The organism is Litorimonas sp. RW-G-Af-16, from assembly GCF_048319245.1.
Classification (GTDB): domain Bacteria; phylum Pseudomonadota; class Alphaproteobacteria; order Caulobacterales; family Maricaulaceae; genus Litorimonas.
The window spans coordinates 512,548-529,715 of record NZ_CP166993.1 but is presented as its reverse complement, the minus strand read 5'-3'; the positions used below and the strand labels follow the sequence as shown (position 1 = coordinate 529,715).

20 protein-coding genes are annotated in these 17,168 nt (G+C 55.3%); 8 read left to right on the top strand and 12 right to left on the bottom strand.

Going from position 1 to position 17,168, the window contains the following annotated elements:
- Positions 1–50 precede the first annotated feature (50 nt).
- Both AB8615_RS02515 and AB8615_RS02510 read left to right on the top strand, forming a co-directional pair.
- The gene (locus AB8615_RS02515) at positions 51–245 is read left to right on the top strand and encodes a hypothetical protein (RefSeq protein ID WP_409433373.1); all 195 of its coding nucleotides are present in this window, start codon (positions 51–53) and stop codon (positions 243–245) included.
- Between the two features lie 93 nt (positions 246–338).
- Positions 339–3,017, top strand: coding sequence for a DUF4175 domain-containing protein (locus AB8615_RS02510; RefSeq protein ID WP_409433372.1), 2,679 nt, complete (start codon positions 339–341; stop codon positions 3,015–3,017).
- A 6-nt stretch (positions 3,018–3,023) separates the two neighbouring features.
- On the opposite strand, the gene AB8615_RS02505 is transcribed toward AB8615_RS02510, so the two are convergent.
- A complete protein-coding gene (locus AB8615_RS02505) occupies positions 3,024–3,788 on the bottom strand; it encodes a DUF3426 domain-containing protein (RefSeq protein WP_409433371.1) in 765 nt (254 codons plus the stop codon).
- 47 nt (positions 3,789–3,835) lie between these two features.
- On the opposite strand from AB8615_RS02505, the gene ftsE reads away from it, so the two are divergent.
- The 4 genes from ftsE to AB8615_RS02485 are packed head-to-tail and all read left to right on the top strand — an operon-like array spanning position 3,836 to position 6,134.
- Complete coding sequence (ftsE, locus tag AB8615_RS02500) at positions 3,836–4,555, top strand: cell division ATP-binding protein FtsE (RefSeq protein ID WP_409434115.1); 720 nt, start codon at positions 3,836–3,838, stop codon at positions 4,553–4,555.
- Positions 4,552–5,448 (top strand): cell division protein FtsX, encoded by an 897-nt coding sequence (locus AB8615_RS02495; RefSeq protein ID WP_409433370.1) that lies wholly within the window; start codon positions 4,552–4,554, stop codon positions 5,446–5,448. The genes ftsE and AB8615_RS02495 overlap by 4 nt, the downstream gene beginning before the upstream one ends.
- The gene (locus tag AB8615_RS02490; RefSeq protein WP_418152578.1) at positions 5,445–5,861 is read left to right on the top strand and encodes a YdcF family protein; all 417 of its coding nucleotides are present in this window, start codon (positions 5,445–5,447) and stop codon (positions 5,859–5,861) included. Before AB8615_RS02495 ends, AB8615_RS02490 begins: the two co-directional genes overlap by 4 nt.
- A 51-nt stretch (positions 5,862–5,912) precedes the next feature.
- Positions 5,913–6,134 carry a hypothetical protein gene (locus AB8615_RS02485; protein WP_418152577.1) on the top strand — a complete coding sequence of 74 codons (222 nt, stop codon included), beginning with the start codon at positions 5,913–5,915 and terminating at the stop codon, positions 6,132–6,134.
- Between the two features lie 4 nt (positions 6,135–6,138).
- Here AB8615_RS02485 and AB8615_RS02480 read toward each other — a convergent pair whose 3' ends face one another.
- The 9 genes from AB8615_RS02480 to AB8615_RS02440 all read right to left on the bottom strand — a co-directional run bounded on the left by AB8615_RS02480 (position 6,139) and on the right by AB8615_RS02440 (position 13,115).
- Positions 6,139–7,044 carry a prephenate/arogenate dehydrogenase family protein gene (locus AB8615_RS02480; RefSeq protein ID WP_409433368.1) on the bottom strand — a complete coding sequence of 302 codons (906 nt, stop codon included), beginning with the start codon at positions 7,042–7,044 and terminating at the stop codon, positions 6,139–6,141.
- Positions 7,045–7,053: 9 nt separating this feature from the next.
- Positions 7,054–7,785 (bottom strand): chorismate mutase, encoded by a 732-nt coding sequence (locus tag AB8615_RS02475; RefSeq protein WP_409433367.1) that lies wholly within the window; start codon positions 7,783–7,785, stop codon positions 7,054–7,056.
- Entirely contained in the window at positions 7,775–8,320 is a 546-nt protein-coding gene (locus AB8615_RS02470) for a class I SAM-dependent methyltransferase (RefSeq protein WP_418152576.1), read from the bottom strand. The genes AB8615_RS02475 and AB8615_RS02470 overlap by 11 nt, the downstream gene beginning before the upstream one ends.
- A complete protein-coding gene (locus AB8615_RS02465) occupies positions 8,277–8,537 on the bottom strand; it encodes a hypothetical protein (RefSeq protein ID WP_418152575.1) in 261 nt (86 codons plus the stop codon). The genes AB8615_RS02470 and AB8615_RS02465 overlap by 44 nt, the downstream gene beginning before the upstream one ends.
- Positions 8,538–8,602: 65 nt before the next feature.
- Positions 8,603–10,324 (bottom strand): EAL domain-containing protein, encoded by a 1,722-nt coding sequence (locus tag AB8615_RS02460; RefSeq protein ID WP_418152574.1) that lies wholly within the window; start codon positions 10,322–10,324, stop codon positions 8,603–8,605.
- A 122-nt stretch (positions 10,325–10,446) separates the two neighbouring features.
- A complete protein-coding gene (locus AB8615_RS02455; protein ID WP_409433364.1) occupies positions 10,447–10,884 on the bottom strand; it encodes a hypothetical protein in 438 nt (145 codons plus the stop codon).
- 104 nt (positions 10,885–10,988) lie between these two features.
- Entirely contained in the window at positions 10,989–11,444 is a 456-nt protein-coding gene (locus AB8615_RS02450) for a YiiX/YebB-like N1pC/P60 family cysteine hydrolase (protein WP_418152573.1), read from the bottom strand.
- Positions 11,437–12,366 (bottom strand): hypothetical protein, encoded by a 930-nt coding sequence (locus AB8615_RS02445; protein WP_418152572.1) that lies wholly within the window; start codon positions 12,364–12,366, stop codon positions 11,437–11,439. Before AB8615_RS02445 ends, AB8615_RS02450 begins: the two co-directional genes overlap by 8 nt.
- Positions 12,367–12,377: 11 nt before the next feature.
- A complete protein-coding gene (locus AB8615_RS02440) occupies positions 12,378–13,115 on the bottom strand; it encodes a glycosyltransferase family 2 protein (protein ID WP_409433362.1) in 738 nt (245 codons plus the stop codon).
- A gap of 102 nt (positions 13,116–13,217) precedes the next feature.
- On the opposite strand from AB8615_RS02440, the gene AB8615_RS02435 reads away from it, so the two are divergent.
- The gene (locus AB8615_RS02435) at positions 13,218–13,358 is read left to right on the top strand and encodes a hypothetical protein (protein ID WP_418152571.1); all 141 of its coding nucleotides are present in this window, start codon (positions 13,218–13,220) and stop codon (positions 13,356–13,358) included.
- Positions 13,359–14,888: an ArnT family glycosyltransferase gene (locus tag AB8615_RS02430; protein WP_418152570.1), complete on the top strand. Its 1,530-nt coding sequence runs from the start codon at positions 13,359–13,361 to the stop codon at positions 14,886–14,888.
- A 19-nt stretch (positions 14,889–14,907) separates the two neighbouring features.
- Here AB8615_RS02430 and AB8615_RS02425 read toward each other — a convergent pair whose 3' ends face one another.
- Positions 14,908–15,828 (bottom strand): glycosyltransferase family 2 protein, encoded by a 921-nt coding sequence (locus AB8615_RS02425; protein WP_418152569.1) that lies wholly within the window; start codon positions 15,826–15,828, stop codon positions 14,908–14,910.
- Positions 15,829–15,921: 93 nt separating this feature from the next.
- Positions 15,922–17,166 carry an O-antigen ligase family protein gene (locus tag AB8615_RS02420; protein WP_409433359.1) on the bottom strand — a complete coding sequence of 415 codons (1,245 nt, stop codon included), beginning with the start codon at positions 17,164–17,166 and terminating at the stop codon, positions 15,922–15,924.
- Positions 17,167–17,168 lie beyond the last annotated feature (2 nt).

Sequence of the window (17,168 nt, the reverse complement as noted above, 5' to 3'; positions counted from 1 at the left end):
TTGAAAACACAAAAGCCCTCTCATGCGTAACCAACTTAGGAGGACTTGTAATGGCAACACACCTTAAGAAGACACACACATTTAGCCTTAAGCTTGCAGCGATCCTGACACTAGGTTGGATTTCCGCAATGGGCGCAATGGGCTTGCTGGCCTATGTCATGATGGAATCAAACAGCTCTGATGTAAATTATGACGCACAAGCTACGTTTCAGCCTACCACTGCACAAATAACGACGATTGTATAAGCTCAAAACATTTGGCGCATTGCGGCAATAAAGTGCAGTCTATCACAGAAAATTAACGCGACAGGCGGGGCGAGCGCTTTATAGTAAGACGTAATGAGTGATCACGCGCACACAACTGACAAACGGCTTTCGCGGCTAAAACGCTACGGTGTTTTGGCGCGGGCCATGCTCTATTACGAGACTTATGCGGCCACCCTAGCGCCTGCGTTTTTAGCGGCCGCTATATTTGCTATAGGGGCTTTGGCAGGTATTTGGGAACGCATTGGCGACCCTTGGCGCCTTATTGCACTGCTGATCGCTCTGGCCGTTATTGTGCGGTCTGTCTACCGTGCGTTGCCGCTACGCCGCCCCACGCGATCAGATGCCCTGCGCCGCATTGAGCGCGACAGTGGCCAAAACCACCGCCCACTCGATACGCTCGAAGATGCGCCAGCGATTTCGCGCGAGGTGTGGCCTGCCCACTATAAGAAAGCATATGCGCAAGCGGAGCGGATTGAACGGCCTCGCCGCCGCCACGCGCTCTCCCCTATTGACCCTTATTACCTTCGGTTTGCGGCCCCTTTCGCGCTTGCGCTCGTCATGATTTATGCCGCAGGATTTGGATTTGAGCGCCTGCGCAGCGCTGTCACGCCGCAATGGCAATCTGGTATCAACCCCAACAAAGTCTCATTTGAAGCTTGGATCGACCCACCAGAATATACGGGGCGTCCTCCCATTTATTTCAAATACGGGACAGACATTGTCGTGCCAGTAGGCTCTGAATTTGTTGCACGTTTATCGGGGGCATCAAATCCTCCCCGCCCCAAACTCTGGCAGAGCTCAGGCGCAAAATTCCTACCGCTCACTCCACTTGGCGCCAAAAGCGTGGAAGCTCGCGCGGAAATCAATAGCTCGGGTAAAGTCGAGTGGCGCATCGGCACACGGCGCGAGGTTTGGACGCTAAACACCAAAATCGACACCCCGCCCGAAGTCGATTTCATTGACCCACCCAAAGCCGATAAGCGCGACCGCCTTGTCTTCACCTATCAACTCTTGGATGATTACGGCGTCGAGACGCTGCAGATTGAGATGGCTGAAATCCGTGACGGAATTGAAGGTGACGCCGCCTTTGAGGGGGCGACCCGCTATGCTGACGTCCCGCTTTCTTCGGGGTCAGTGAAGCAAGCCGAAAACGCCTCTGCCGCGCTGGACTTGACCAAGCATGAATGGGCAGGACGGAAAGTGATTGCCCGATTGAAAGCGACAGACGGTGCAGGATTTAGCGCCACCTCCGAGCCTGTCTATTTCACTGTGCCAGACAAAATTTTCGTCGAACCCCTCGCCAAAGCCGTGGTGGAGCAGCGGCAGCTTGTCTTACTGGCCAAGGACGAACCCTACGCGCCGCGCCCCCGCATGAGGTATGAAGACTGGCGTGCTATGGGCTGGTTTAACACCTATCAGCCGAAACTCCGCATGGACCGCGCCCCCGCCAAAGTGCAGCGGGCCGCTCTCCTCATTGACGCTGTCACAGACGCCCCTGATCAAATGTTCAAAGACCCCGCTGTTTATATGGGGCTGCGCAATGTGCATGCGCGTTTGCGTTATGCCGATGACGCAAGCGACCTAAACGGCATTCCTGAAGACCTGTGGAAGATCGCCTTGCGGGCGGAATTTGGGGTTCTCGGCACGGCACTGGAAGAAATGCGAGAAGCTGAAGAAGCCCTGCGCGAAGGCATGGCCCGCCGCGCGGTGCAGCGCGAAATCGATACATTGTTTGAACGCTACAACCTCGCTGTTGAAGCCTACACCGAAGAGCTGCGCCGCAAAGCGATGGAAGAAGGTAATTTTGCCGAGGGCGGCGGTGGTGGCGGGGCTGGCGGTATGGGCAGCGTCGACGAAATTAAAGAGCTTATGAAAGCGATTGAAGAGGCCAATAAAGCGGGCGACACAGAAGGCGCACGCCGCGCCCTCGCCCGTTTGGCAGAACTGCTTGAGAATATGGAAATTCAACTCGCGAAAGGCGGCGGTGGCGGCGACGGTGAGGGCATGGAAGGTGAAATGTCTGAAGAGATGAAAAAATCTCTCGAAGATCTCGCCGATATGATGGGCGATCAGCGCGACCTCCAGGACGAAACGCGCCAAGCCGAACGGGATGCGGGCAATGGCGAAGACCCGTCACTCTCGCCGCAAGAACTGGCAGAGCGTCAGGCCGAGCTTGAGAGCCTGCTCGAAAAACTCGCAGAGGCATTGCCCGAAGATTTGACGCAAGGCGGCCAGAACGGCGATGGCAAAGAGCAAAGTGGGTCTGGTGGCGACGGTAAACCCGAGACGGGATCTGGCGAAGGTGATCAAGCTGGGCAAGAGGGTCAGGAGCCCGGAGCCGGAACACAAGCTGGCGGAACAGAGGGCGGCGGCTCTGTTGAAGATCGCCTAGACGCGGCACGGCGTGCCATGCGTGAGAGCGAAAATGGCCTTAGCGCAGGTCGCCTCGGCGAAGCGGGTGATGCTCAAGCCCGCGTGATGCGCGAACTCCGCGAGGCGGGACAATTATTGGCTGACGCGGCGGCACAAGAGGATGGTGAAGGCAGCGGCGAAGGAGACGGCGAAAGCACGGACCCACTCGGTCGTGCCGAAGGCGGCTTTGCCGGCGAAAACAGCGAAGTCGACATCGACACACGCGATAATGCGACACGGTCCCGCGAACTTCTCGAAGAACTCAGACGTCGCGCAGCGGAACAGGAGCGTGAAAAACAAGAACGGGATTATTTAGAGCGCTTGCTCAAACGGTTCTAAACAGAGCTAAAGCCCAGACTCGCTGGCGAAATCATAATGCAATTTCACCGCATCGACAGGCGGATCAGGGTATTGCGAAGCAAATTCAAGCCGCGCCTTTGGGGCAAGCATTTGTGACTTTGGCTCTACAAACCATTCCGCCACGGCCTCCCCTGCGCCGTTACGCAGAGTTAATTGCACAGCAGGCACTCGAACGGAGTCGTTGGAAATATTCGTGATCGCCGATGAAATAACCAAGACAGTTTGCCCGTCAATAATCGCTGTCCTTGCGGTCGGATTTTCAATCTCCAGCCCTGCCGTAGTGACGGGGATGCCCAATGATTGATAGATCGTGGCAGATGCAGGAAAACGCTCAACAATATCTTGCCGAAATATATAGGCTAAAATGGCTGCCGTCATGAGGATCAAAAGTGGGATCAGCCAGATCGCCCAGATCACGCGGCGGCGTCGCGCCCGCTTCTCGGCGTCCGCTTTATCGCGCAACAGAACATGTGCGCCAGGCGCGGTCGTGCCGCTCGCTGCGCCGCCCATATTCGGCACTGGCGTCAGTGGCGCAACATCGACAGGCGCCTCCTCCGTTAAACTAGAAGTTAAGTCTTCATCGAGCGCGCGCTGGTCGGCGGTAATCTGCGCCGTGACCTCTAATGCCTCTTCTGCACTGACGAACCATGTCTCTGAACATTTCGCGCAGCGCACAGTCCGACCATTCGGACCAATCGAGTCAGCCTTTGTCAAATATTTCGTAGAACATTCTGGGCAGGTCAGTATCATAGGGTTCCGATTCGAGAGATATTTATAAAGTGAACAATCCGACGCCAATGTCCAGCCCCGATGCGCTCGTGCAAGATGCCCTTGTGCGCTTTGAACGTGTGGGTCTTCGCTATGGGCGCGGACCAGAGATTTTGTCGGACGTTAACCTGGAGCTTCCCAAGGGCAGTTTTACCTTTCTGACGGGACCAAGTGGTGCAGGCAAATCGACTTTGCTCAAGCTCTGCTACCTCGCTCTGACGCCCTCGCGCGGCATGATTAGCTTGTTCGGGGAAGATACGGCGCTGCTGTCTAATTCCGCGCAACAGGCGATGAAGCGGCGCATTGGGGTTGTCTTGCAAGACTTCCGCCTCATTGATCACCTCAGTGTATTTGAAAATGTCGCGCTGTCGCTCCGCGTATCGGGCCTTTCGCGGGCGAGCTATTCGGATGATGTGGTTGAGTTGCTGCAATGGGTCGGACTGGGTCACCGTATGCAAGCCTTACCGCCGACACTGTCTGGTGGTGAGAAGCAACGCGCCGCGATTGCGCGGGCTGTGATCGCCAAGCCAGACCTTTTGATCGCGGATGAACCCACTGGCAATGTTGATCCCGTCATCGGGCGGCGATTGCTGCGATTATTTGGCGAAATGAACCGCATGGGAACAACTGTTTTCATCGCGACCCATGATGTCGCCTTAATTCGGGAATTATCTGCGCGTGTGCTGCGGATCGAAGACGGACATATTTATAAGGGGCTTCATCCTGACAAGCCGGGGAATGAGCTATGAGTGCGGATGCCCACGCCATGGACGTGCAACCGCTGCTGCCAGAGCGGCTAGAAAATGCGCGGTCATTACTCGTCGTGCTGAGCCTGATGGCGTTTTTGGCGGGCTTGGCATTATTGTTCTCGCGCGGGGCGACGCGATTGTCAGACGATTGGCGTGCGCAGCTCTCGGACACAGCCACAGTTCAAGTTCTCCATAATTCGCCCGAAACGCGAGAGGCACAAATGTCGGCAGCGGCAGAGCTGCTTCGGCGCTTACTGCCTGATGCCGACATTTCCATCATGTCAGAACCAGACGCAGCGGCCCTTTTAGAGCCTTGGCTCGGGGCCACGCGTTTGCCTGATGACTTGCCAGTGCCGGGCTTAATTACCATCAAAAACATGGCGGGGAATATGTCGACGGGGCAGATCACGACCCAGATGGAGGCAGAGGGCTTGCTCGTCAATATCGATAATCATGACCGCTATGCCACGGGGGTCAAACGCACATCGCAACGCTTAATTATTCTTGGGTCTGGCTTGCTCATCATTTTGCTGACCGCAGGGTTAGCCGTCAGTGTATTTGCCACGCGTGCGGGATTGTCTGCGCAGCGCGACATCATTAGCGTCCTTGTGCAAGTCGGGGCAAGCAATCGGTTTATTGCGAAGTTATTTGTGGGCCAAGCGGGGCGACGCGGCATTTTAGGGGCGCTCATCGGCCTTACCTTTGCCGCCTTGTTCTGGTCTGCTGCGTCTATAGTGGGCGTAACGGGAGAGATGGGCTGGCATAGCGTGGGGGCCGTTTTGCGTGATGTGCTTTGGCTGATTGGATTGGGGCTGTTGTTTACAACGATTTGCGCAATGGCGGCGGGTCTGACGGCGACGCGTCAAATGGCGCGCGAAAGACGGCGTGCATGAGCCGCACTAGCACGACAGCCAAACCTCAAAAACTGAGCGCGAAAGCCAAGCGTCGTGGCTGGCTGAAATACGTCTTATTTATTTTTGTTTTGGCGTTTGCCATGGCCTTAGGCGGATTTTTCGCCTTTGCGCAACACGTCGATAGCCTGCGCACACCGCCGCGTAACCTTGTGCCGAAAGCAGACGGGATCGTTGTCTGGACAGGCAAAGGCGGCGGACGGCTTGAGGCAGCGGGGCAATTACTCAAAGACGGCAAAGGCGAGCGGCTTTTAGTGTCTGGCGTCAATACCAAATTAGAACTCCCCCAAGTCCAAGACCTGTTATTGATAGATGCAGAGGTAGCGGATTGCTGTGTCGATTTGGACTATGCGGCAGAGGACACGATTGGCAATGCGCGGGAAACAGCGGCTTGAGTCGAAGCGCTGGGCTATGAGCACATTATTCTTGTAACGTCCGCCTATCATATGCCGCGCGCCAAAGTCGAAATTGGTACAGCGGCGGGGCGCATGCGCATCACCGCTTTCCCAGTCATGCGCGATAATCCAGAGGTGTGGTATAAGGACGGGGCGCGGGCGAAACGCTTGTTGCAAGAATATACAAAATTTCTGCTTAGCCTGTCGCGCGGACGGCGGGCACAATCTGATGCCCCTGTCTTGCCGCCCCTATCTGAGCAGGACGTTGATTAATTAATTAGTCTTCGCGACCAAAATTAGGGGCGTCAGTCTCTTGCCCTGCGTCAATAATCTTACGGCGAATATCACGCGTCTTGGAAAAATGTTCCAGCAAAGCATCGCCGTCTTCCCAGCGGATCGCCCGTTTAAGCGCTGATAGATCTTCAATAAAGCGGTCAACGACTTCCAAGGTGGCATCACGATTGGCCAGAAATACATCCCGCCACATGACGGGATCAGACGCCGCGATCCGTGTGAAATCCCGAAAGCCGCCTGCGGAAAATTTTACAACTTCATTGCGCGTGACTTCTTCCATATCGACCGCTGTGCCGACCAAAGTATAGGCGATTAAATGCGGCACGTGGGATGTGGTGGCTAGCACGAGATCATGACGTTCCGCGGTCATAATGGCAACGGCACTACCAATCGCTTCCCAAAATTCTTTGAGCGCCGCGACCGAAGGGTGATCTGGATCAGTCGGTGTCAGGACACACCAGCGATGTTGAAATAGCTCCGCAAACCCCGCCTCGGGACCGTTAAATTCTGTGCCCGCAATCGGGTGGCCTGGAATAAAATGAATATCCTCGCGCAGGAGCGGGGTGATGGTTTCAATCACGCGACCTTTGATCGAGCCCACATCGGTGAGAGTGGCACCCGCTTTCATCGCAGGAATAATTTCGCCGGCGACTTCCGCCATGCGCCCCGGCGGAACACATAACACAATAAGGTCAGCTTGCGCCGCAAAGTGATGGGCCATGCCCTCGGCCACGCCGTCCGCAAACCCTAGCTTCGCAACCGTTTTGCACACACTCTCGGACTTATCCGCGACCAGCACTGTTTGGCATTGGCCATAGGTCTTGGCCGCGCGCGCGATGGAGCTGCCGATCAGGCCGCACCCGACCACGAGAATTGTATCAAAAGTCATGGGTCTGTCTTAGCCAAGCGGGCGCGGCAAGCAACCAATAATCGATCCACCCGTGATAGAGGTTTCCGTATGATAACCCTCTAAACTCAGCAAGATTTGATCGCCCGCATCAGCGCGTAGAACACCTTGCCCCTTCGCCGTGCGGGGCGCAATCACCAGCGTTTGATCCGCGCCAGAGGGTGCCAGATCAGCGGTTGCAACAGCCACAGCCCTTGGCCAATCGCCCTGCCCCGTGCGCGGCAGGCCCGCCAAAATATGCATGTCTGGCATCGCGCCTCTTGGTCCCAAAGCCGTCCACCAATTTTGCATCCCGCCCGGGGCTGGCAACACCGCCACACCTTCTTCTTCGGCATAGGCGGCGGCCAGCGCAGAACTGCTTGTAGGGTAGCTTTTGATCGGGAGAGCCCCGCCAAACCGGTCCCGCACAAGGCTCCACACGTCCAGCGCGTCCCCTTCCAAGGCGATGTGCAGCCGCATTGGGCCTTGCATGGCGAGCGATGCGCTCATCAGTTCGGCCCAAATCGTTGAGACGAGCGCGCGTGGAGTATCTTCCGTCGCGGCGGCCAATTCGCGGACATGGCTTTCTTCGCGGGAAGGACGCCAAACACGCACACCAGATTTCGCGCGCCGCACAGCCATGGCGAGTTCTAACCGCTCCGCGATGAGCGCCAGCAGCGCCTTGTCGACGCGGTCAATATCTTTGCGCACATCGCTAATATCACGGATTGTATCATCGCTCATTTTGCGTATCTCCCAGAGGGTTCGCGACGGGGTTCGCGACGGGGCTGGCACCAAAACTAGGGCGGCGCACAAGGCCCCGCTCCACACTGCCTGGCTCGGCATAAAGACGCTTGATCGCCTCGACAAGCACTAGTCCCGAAAAACTTGGCCAGACAACTTCGCCGAATTGTTCAAACCCGCGTGCGATGCGCGGTTTAGCCAGTCGCGTCATGGGGGGCACGTAGAGCGCATTGGACGAGACAGTCGGCTGAAACCCTGCTTGGGTTAGCACTGCGCGGAGTTGGGTTTTGGAATACGGACGACCCGAACCGAACGGCACTTTTTCAGACCGCGACCATAAACCTGCGCGATTAGAGGCGACAATGACGATGCGGCCTTCGGGCCGCGTCACGCGCCATAATTCGCGCAGCAAAGTCGGCACATGGGCAGCTTCCTCAATCGCGTGGACACAGAGAATATGATCGAAAGTGGCATCTGAAAACGGCAAGCGATCATCTTCTGTCAAGCATGTCATCACTCCGCGTTGATTCTGCATGTGCCAGTGCGCCCTGCCCCGCAGGCATGGCGAGGACAACACGATTGGCGGTCTTTGTGTAGCTGTTGAGCATGGGCCAACAATATCCAAAGCCGAGAATGTTATGCCCCGCGACATTCGTCCATAAAGTAGAGAGCCGCGCTTTCACAGCCGATTGCGCCGCCAAACCCAAGGGGCTGGCGTAGAAGGTCTCAAGCCTGATCACCGTCTCGCGCATGAGGGAAGTCTAGCGCGGCTTGGGAGAATTACTAGATGAAAGCGAGGATAGGCGCGGCAATTATCTTAGGCAGATTGACGTCGCCAAGCGGGGGCTGCGGACGGGTATCCGAACATATAGCCTTGCAAATAGTCGACACCGAGGCGCCGTAGCAATTCTGCATCGGCCCGATTATCAACCATTTCCGCGACAGTTTTGACCGAAAATGTCTGTGCCAAATCTACCATCATCCGCACGAAAGTTTCCTTATGCGGCTCCGTTGCGATGCCCTGAATATAGCTACCGTCAATTTTGATACTGTCCGCTTCAATCGCCATAAGGTTTCGGAAAGTCGTGTAGCCAGAACCGAAATCATCGATCGCAAAATCACAGCCCAACTTGCGCGTTTCCACTGAGAAAAAGCTCGCAAGGCCTGGATCGTCCAGTGCGGCAGTCTCGGTAAGTTCTAAGGTTAAGCGTTGCGCCATCGGGCCGAGCGATTTGAGCGCCGTTAGATAATCTTCGACTGCAGCCTCGTCCTTGATAGTCGCTGCGGAAACATTCAATGCGAGGTGAATGTCGGGCATAGTATGTAGGGTTTCTGCAGCCAGTTCCAATGCGCGGCGATCAAGCAAATTAATTAAACCCAGCTTTTCAGCCGCCATGATGATATTGCCCGCGCTGATAATTTCGCCGTCTTCACGCCGCAGACGCAACAGACATTCATAGTGGTGTAAGTCCCGCGTCCGTGCGTCAATGATCGGTTGATAAGCGATGGAGATACGGCGCTCATTCAGCGCGGCGATAATGTCTTGGGATATGTCCCGAGCTGCGCGGCTGCTTTGGTTAAGCTGCTGTATTTCTTGTGTATTTTCATAGAACTTCGGCGCCCAAGTTAAATGATTGTCGTCGCCTTCGTATAGACCCGCTGTTTGCCGCAGAGCATCTGTGGCCGTAAAAGCTGCCTCGCCCAAAATCGTCGCGCTGGCTGTGAATTCGATATAGAGGCCGCCATGTGGTGTTGCATATGGCGTGTCCAAAAGTGGTTCTTTGAGCCGCGACATCAGAGCATGAGCGCCGTTTTCATCTGCCCCGATAATACACAGCCCAAAATCTGGCCCTTCTAGCCGCGCCACATGATCTGGTGCACGCAGTAGATTTGCGAGCCTTTCGCCTATCAAGCGGATCAAGCGATCCCCCGTATCGTAGCCATAGATCGCATTGATGTCGCCCAGATTGGTTGCGCGCAATCGAATAAGCGCAGCGCTCGATTTCTGCCGCTTGGTCAGGGCACAGACGTGATTAACCGCGTCGCGAAAACTGCGCTCGTTCATCAGGCCTGAGCGGGCGTCGTAGCGGTCTAAATAGGCCGCTTTTTCAAGCTCCGATTGCACGCGATCGATGTAGCGAAGTGTGCCGATAATCTCGGTGGGCGTAGCGTCTTGGCCTGCGATCCGCTCACCCGTTTCTTCGATCCAAACGCTTTCGCCTGTATCCAGTTTTAGCTGATATTTCAGGCGGTATTGCGCCCCGTCCCATGTCAGGCGTTTGAGCGCAGCTTGGCGGTCACGGCGGCTTTGGAACGACAAACGGTCCATCCATGCGACGTTGCTATCTGGCAATTCCGAGACGTGATTGCGCAGTAAATGTCCTGCTGCCTCCGGATATTCAAACTGCAGACTTTGGCCCCGCGTGATCGTAAACGGCACCGCTTCGAGCAGTCGGAACAGACGCTCCGCACGTTTTTGGTCGGGCAAGGTCGTGACCTGTCCCACCACACTGTTTCGTGTCAGGTCTTGCTTACGCATGCCCAGCCGCCACTTCTTCGCACTTTAGGTGTCGCCCAATAGCGACTTGATTGCAACCTATAGGTGCGATATTAAGAAAGTCTATAGAGCGGTAGAGTGTTTGTGCCAACGATTGGGGGAGATCAATCGCCATATCCATCCCCCACAGCAAAGTCGCGGCGGGCGCTGGCGATTGTCACCATAAATCCTGCCATAACATCGAGCAAACTCATCAACATGATCAGGAAAAAGACGGAGGTAGCAAAGGCTGGAAACATCAAAAACTCGACCAAGCAGACGATGAACAAAATGAGTGAAAACGCATGGTTCATCACGGCGGCGCGGCCAATGCCTGTCGATTTAATTAATTCAAAAAATAACATCAGGAGAGAGAGCATAATCAGCGCGTGGCCTGGCGTGATGTGCCACAGCGTATCGCTTGCCATAGGAACAGAGATGAAATCCGTGTCCAATCGCGTGCGCACAGCCTCCACCGTTGAGAAGGTTTGCCCTCCCAAAGCGACCACATTGTATATCAACACAGGGATGATCATTAGCGGAAATACGGTAAAAAATTGCAAGGCGAGCGGCTCCACGCGGCACGAATCAAAAGGCTTAAAGAAGTCTAAACGCTAAATGGCTGTTAAAAGGTTAACAAGGCGTCAATCATTATCTCAATCGGAGCCTAGAACGTCGCTTCAAAGCTCTGTCGCAAGAGGCTTTTGGGCAAGCTACCTCCCAGCAACTTGTCCTCTGGCACACCATAAATCATGACGGGATCAAACCAACCTCGCGAGATCGCCTGATTGAGAAAGTCTTCAGCGGAAAGACACTTACGTCCTGCCTTGGTAGATAGCTCGAACGCGATGGGGCCAACGCCGTGATAAGCGCGGTAGACGACTTCAGTACATACCATACGGTCCGCCGTGCCGAAGTCGAAGATAAAGTCATAGAGCTTACCCGCATGCGACAGCCCCTTGGTGATGGCTTGCGTAATATCAGTGTCTGGTAATTTGGGGCGCAGGACTACGAAAGCATCGACTTGCAGCGTTTCCTCTATGGGTCGCAGCAGAACGCCATCTTTCTTGGCCTCTAAGATATTGATCGTCTGGTCGCCGCTATGTTGGAACCCGTCAGACACATCTTCGATCCCTAGCCTTTGGCGTTGATCGAGCCGTCCCAATAAACAGGGCTCCGTGCGGCCAGAAACCAGGAAGAAAGAGATTGCTCATCGCATCGTCATGGCGCGTGATAAATACATCACCCGGTTGCAACTTGGCTTTCAACGCGTCGACCACGGCAGGCGTCACACGTTTTGGCGCGCCTGTGCGTTTGATCCACGGGATTTTTAATTCGGCAATATCGGAGCCCGTTGCCTCAAATAAAGCAAACATCGTCTTGCGCCCAGTCGACATACCGCGCCGCCTGAGCGAGAAATTGAGAAACCGCCGATAGCGCCGCAAGTGATCACCGCGCGAGGCAGTGGGCAGGTTAAGCGTCGTGAGAATCTCTGCGATTTCGCCAAGACCATTCTCCGTCAGAGCCGCCAAAATGTCATCTTGGTGCGCGTCGAAATAATCTCGCGCTTGGTAAAATGCGTGCATCCGGAAAGCGGAGGTCAGCTGCCGATAGAGCCGCGTAAAACTCTTACGCGCAAGGCCGTAGCGTTTCTCGGCCTCGTCCAGCTTTTGCCAGACAATATCGCGTTCCCGCGCCAGATCGATGAGATATTCGCCCGTCCGCACGATGATCTCCGCCCCGCAAAACGCGATCCCGAAGGCCTGTATCTCACGTCCGTTCATCGCCCCTTTTTGGTAGCTTAAATATTGCGGGCGGAGCGCGTGGATCATCTGCCAAATCGCAACGCGCATGCCGAGATAACTCGCGTAAACTTCGCGCAAACGCTCATCTTCCAGCGGATCATAATACCTGCGCGCCTCTGCGTTTTGACTATCTTTAATCAGCGCGTCCATATCAGCAGGGCTCGGCAGCGCTGCGTAAGAGGCGCGCAAAATTCGCGCGGCATCATCCAGTGACATGTCTTGCTTAGAAGGACGCCCCATCGCCGCGCTCGCTAAACTTCGTCCCACCCGCCAGGGTTTTTAAAGCGCTTATTCAGCCACATCACCCCGCGCAGATCCGCAATCGATACACGTAGGCGTCCGAAATTTGTATATTTACTCTCGCCAAATTCACGGGCGCGATGGTTCACATCACAAAACTCAATAGAATATCCTTCACGCAGCATGAGCGATGGCAGGTAGCGGTGGATATGATCAAAATATGGCAGGCGCAAAAACGCCTCGCGGGTGAAAACTTTCAACCCGCAGCCCGTATCATCCGCCTCGTCTTTCAGGAGGCGTTTGCGGATACCATTGCCAAAACGGGAGGCAAATTTCTTTGCCATGCTATCAATCCGTTTGGCCCGACGCCCGCCGACCATAGCCAAGGCTTGCGGCGCGTCAGTGCGTGTCAGCTGCGCAAAAAGCGCGGGAATATCTGCGGGATCATTCTGCCCGTCACTGTCCAGCGTAGCGATAATCGGAGCCGCCGCCGCCATTACACCCGTGCGCACGCCGCGCGACTGCCCTGCATTTTTACGGTGAGCCAGAACGCGCAAAGCGGGGTATGTCGTCTTTAAGTCTTGCAAGACCGCCAGCGTATTGTCGGTCGAGCAGTCATTGATAAAAATCGCTTCATACGGCCGCCCGTCCAGCGCCGCGTGTATCTCAGCCATCAAATTACCGACATTTTCCGCCTCATTAAAGGCTGGCACAACAACAGAAATTTCGGGAGATTTGATTTTAGACATAGTGCCTATTCGCATAGCGGGCGGGCCCGCGCAACGCGCTTTTCAGGCTACCTTCGCACGAAAACTCTTTGGCTCACTCGCCTCATAGGCTAAGGCTGGGGCATGAGCGGGACACATTTACCAAAGCGGCGCATGCACGCCTTTGCCTTAACTGTGCTTACGCTGATTATGCTCTTACCAGGCCTTGCCAGTATTCCCGTCATTGATCGCGACGAAGCCCGCTACGCCCAAGCCAGCGTATAAATGGCGGAAAGCGGTGACTGGCTGAATATTCGGTTCCAAGACGAAGCGCGGAATAAGAAGCCCGCAGGAGCGTATTGGGCGCAAACCGTCATGCTAAAAACGCTCTCCTCTCCCGAAAAACGCCAGATATGGGTGCAACGCTTGCCAAGCGTTATTGCAGGGCTGCTCGCTGTGCTGCTGACTTATTTAGCGGCGGTGCGCATGATCGGACGGCAAGGGGCATTATATGCAGCGGGAGCTTTGGCGATCTCGCTGATATTTGTGTTTGAAGGCCACATTGCCAAAACGGATGCCCTGCTCTGCGCCAGCGCCAGCGCGGTGTTTGCCGCCCTCGCCCATGTCAGGCATCCTGATCCGAACGCGCGTTTCAAACGCCTCTGGGTATGGGTTTTTTGGGTTGGTTTGGGCGCAGGGATCATGATTAAGGGGCCGATCGTGCCAGCCTTAGCCGTGATTTCCATTCTAGGATTATGGGTGTGGGAGCGGCGATTGGGGTGGGCAAAAGCCCTTCTCTTTTGGCCCGCTATCATTCTATTTCTACTGATCTGGATGCCGTGGGCGATCGCGATTTATATGGCGACAGATGGGGCGTTTTTTACGGAAAGTCTTGGCAATGATTTCGGCGGGAAGCTTGTCAGTGCGCAAGAAAAACACCCTGGCCCGCCTGGCTATCACCTTGGCCTGATATGGCTGACATTGTGGCCGTCTAGCCTGTTCCTTATTCCTGGTGCTATTTATGCTGTGCGTTCTGTACGGAGTGGCAAAGGCGATATGAGCGCTGTGACCAAAGCTATGCGGCTGTGCCTCATTTGGGTTGTGCCGTTTTGGCTTATGATCGAGATCATGCCGACCAAGCTACCGCATTATGTCTTGCCGCTCTTTCCCGCGCTTTGCGTGATGATTGGGGCGGCGATTGCGACCCTGATGCAAGTCAAGATTTTCCCCGTCGCTCGCTTTATCAGCGCGGCTCTCTTTGCCGTTGCAACCACAGCTTTGATTGGCGCACTGCTCTATGCACAGACAATTTACGGCACGCCAGACATGGAAATGATCACATACGCTATCATCGGCGTGGGTGCCCTCGCCGCTCTCATCGCCGCCTTTGGTATGGTGGTGGGCAAGGCAAAACTCACCGTCATGAGTGCTGTGCTGAGCGCCATCGTCCTGTCCTGCGGCGCTTACGGGTATATCCTGCCCAATTTGGATCAGTTCCGCACGTCGGAGCGTGTGGCGCAAACGTTGAACCCAGTCAGTTTAGGCGATACGATTTCCCCGACCTATACCGAGCCTAGCCTGCTCTATTACACGAACAAATCTCTACGTTTAGGGGGGCAGGCTGATCCGATTGATATGGCAGCGATCCGCGAGGGGCGCGTCATTATCTTGGACTTAAAATCAGAGGCGCAGCCTGACTTACTGGTCAAATTACAAGACGCCGCCCTCGCAGACAGTGTGTGCTTGGAGGTGTCAGAGCCTGTTCGCGGGTTTAATTACAGCAAGGGCGATAAAGTCGAAATCGTGACCGTATGAGGCGACGTCTGCCCGACAGTTACCTCCCCAGAACCCCCGATCGGATCGACAGAAACAGTGCCCGACCCAGAATAGCCGCCGCCATAAACGGCGTTGCAAGCCATGTCAGCACACGCGACATAGCGCTCCCAATCGGGCCTTTGCGGTAGTGAGAGAAATAACGGATGAAGCCTTTGAGTTTTTCCCGCTCGATCTTCATCATCGGTACACGACTGGTCGAGCCGTAATGCATGACAGAAGCATCTGGCACAAAATAGACATCGCCGCCCGCCTGTCGCGCGCGGCGGCAAATATCAATATCTTCGACGTGCAGAAAATAGTTTTCGTCAAACCCGCCCAACTGCTCAAACGAGGCACGATCCGTCATTAAAAATGCGCCGCTAACCGTTTCCATCGGGACAGGGCCCGCTGGCAAAGGCTGATCTTCGCGGTGAATGGAAGTCAGCATGGGGAGTTTGTGGAGCGGCGTAAAGCTGATCGCGGCTGACAAAGGCGTCAGCGCCCCGCGCCGCGCTCCGCGCTGTTCCGCGCCGTCAACATCCCGCAAAAGCCCGCCCGTAATCCAAGGTGCCTTCAGTCCCGTTGCACCCCGCGCTAAGCGCCTCGCATCCCCTACACCTATAATCGCGTCAGGATTCAAAAACAGCAGGTAATGCCCTGTCGCTAAAGACGCACCGTAATTGCACCCGCGCCCAAATCCGATATTCCCGTGACCTTGTAAAAATCGCACGCGGTTGCGGCTAACCAAAAATTGCGCCAATCGCGCGCGTGCGCTCTCGGTATTACCATTATCAACGACAATCAATTCGTGAATATCGCGATCTTCCAAGACAGCATGGATCGCCTCGACCAAGGCTGGGTCCGTCATATAGCTGACCATAATTACACTGATGGGCCTTTGGGGAGCGGTCAGAGGCAAGGCTGTGACGGATGCAGTCATATTCAATCCTTCAAGCCCCCACTTGACGCGTGGAGAGTCCATAAAGGTCGTAAACCATGATTGCAAAAGAAAATTTTATAGCGGAATGACGCGTTAGGTCTCGCCAGACTGATATGTGTCGCGGGATTTGGCTGGCACTAATTGTAAGAGAACAAGGCCATACCCCACGACGCCCCACCACCAAAACTGCCAAACGCCCAGTGTTGTCGCGCCTATAATGGCTGTCGCGGCCAACCAACCGCAGAGCGCTGCCGCTCTTGGTTTTGTGCTAACATAGCGATGCGCGGGTCGCCAAAGCGCCAAAACCGTGCTACAAAATAGCAAGACCCCGACAAGCCCTGTTTCAAGCCAAATCTGCAAACCCGCATTATGCGGGTGCAGCGAGAGCAGAGCCATCTCTTGCCCAGTCTTGGCCAAATACGTATCTTGCATCGCCCTCGACGCATCAAATCCATGTCCCCAAAGCGGCGCCGTTTGGATCTGTTCCCAGCAATAAGCCCACATATGAAACCGGTGATCCCAAGACGCAGGAAGGGTCAGGCCGTCCATCTTTAGCACCTGCTGCGAGACAATCCCAAACAGCGGCGCGGCCAGAATAAGACCTGCGAATGTTAGCAGTGAAATCGACACAATCGTCTTGGGCCAGATATAGGCCAGCCCCATCACAGCGAGTGAAATTAAGATCATGAGGGGCGCAATATCGAGCATGTTGAAAACCCCGGCCAGCGCCGTCAGAGCAATCATAGAGGTCGCGGCCAACCAACTCCAAGGGCGGTTCATCGTGCATAATATAAGCATGATCAGCGGCGGCACATATTGGCCATAGGTGAAAATCCCATGACCAACATTTTGCAGCGCATCGCTCCGCTGCGCATGAATAGACTCCCCTGGCGAGACTGGATCAAACATCAGTGAAATACGCCAGCCACTCACGACATCTACCAACATCACAGCAACCGCTATCACACTAATGGTGATGATTACACGCCGCAAGAGGGCACGGAGATCGGCTGAAACGTGCGTCAGAATTTGCGGCACAAAAAGAAGCAAGACGCCTGTCGCTGCAATCTTGTGAGCATTTGTAACGCCGTCCGCCGCGTAAGGACTCCAGAGAGCCGTGAGGTTGATCCAGACCAGAAAGGCCAAAAATAGCCACACCCAAAGCGGGGGAGATATCCGCTTCTCTGGCCGCGACGACAGTGTTATCGCCAAACCGCCTAGCCCCAAAAGCGCACCTGAAATGACAATGCCTAACCCACCCGCATGCGCCAGTGGAGGCATAGTCAGGACGCTAAACCATAGGACTGCCAGCGCGAATAGCTTGGCCGCGCGGCTCATGG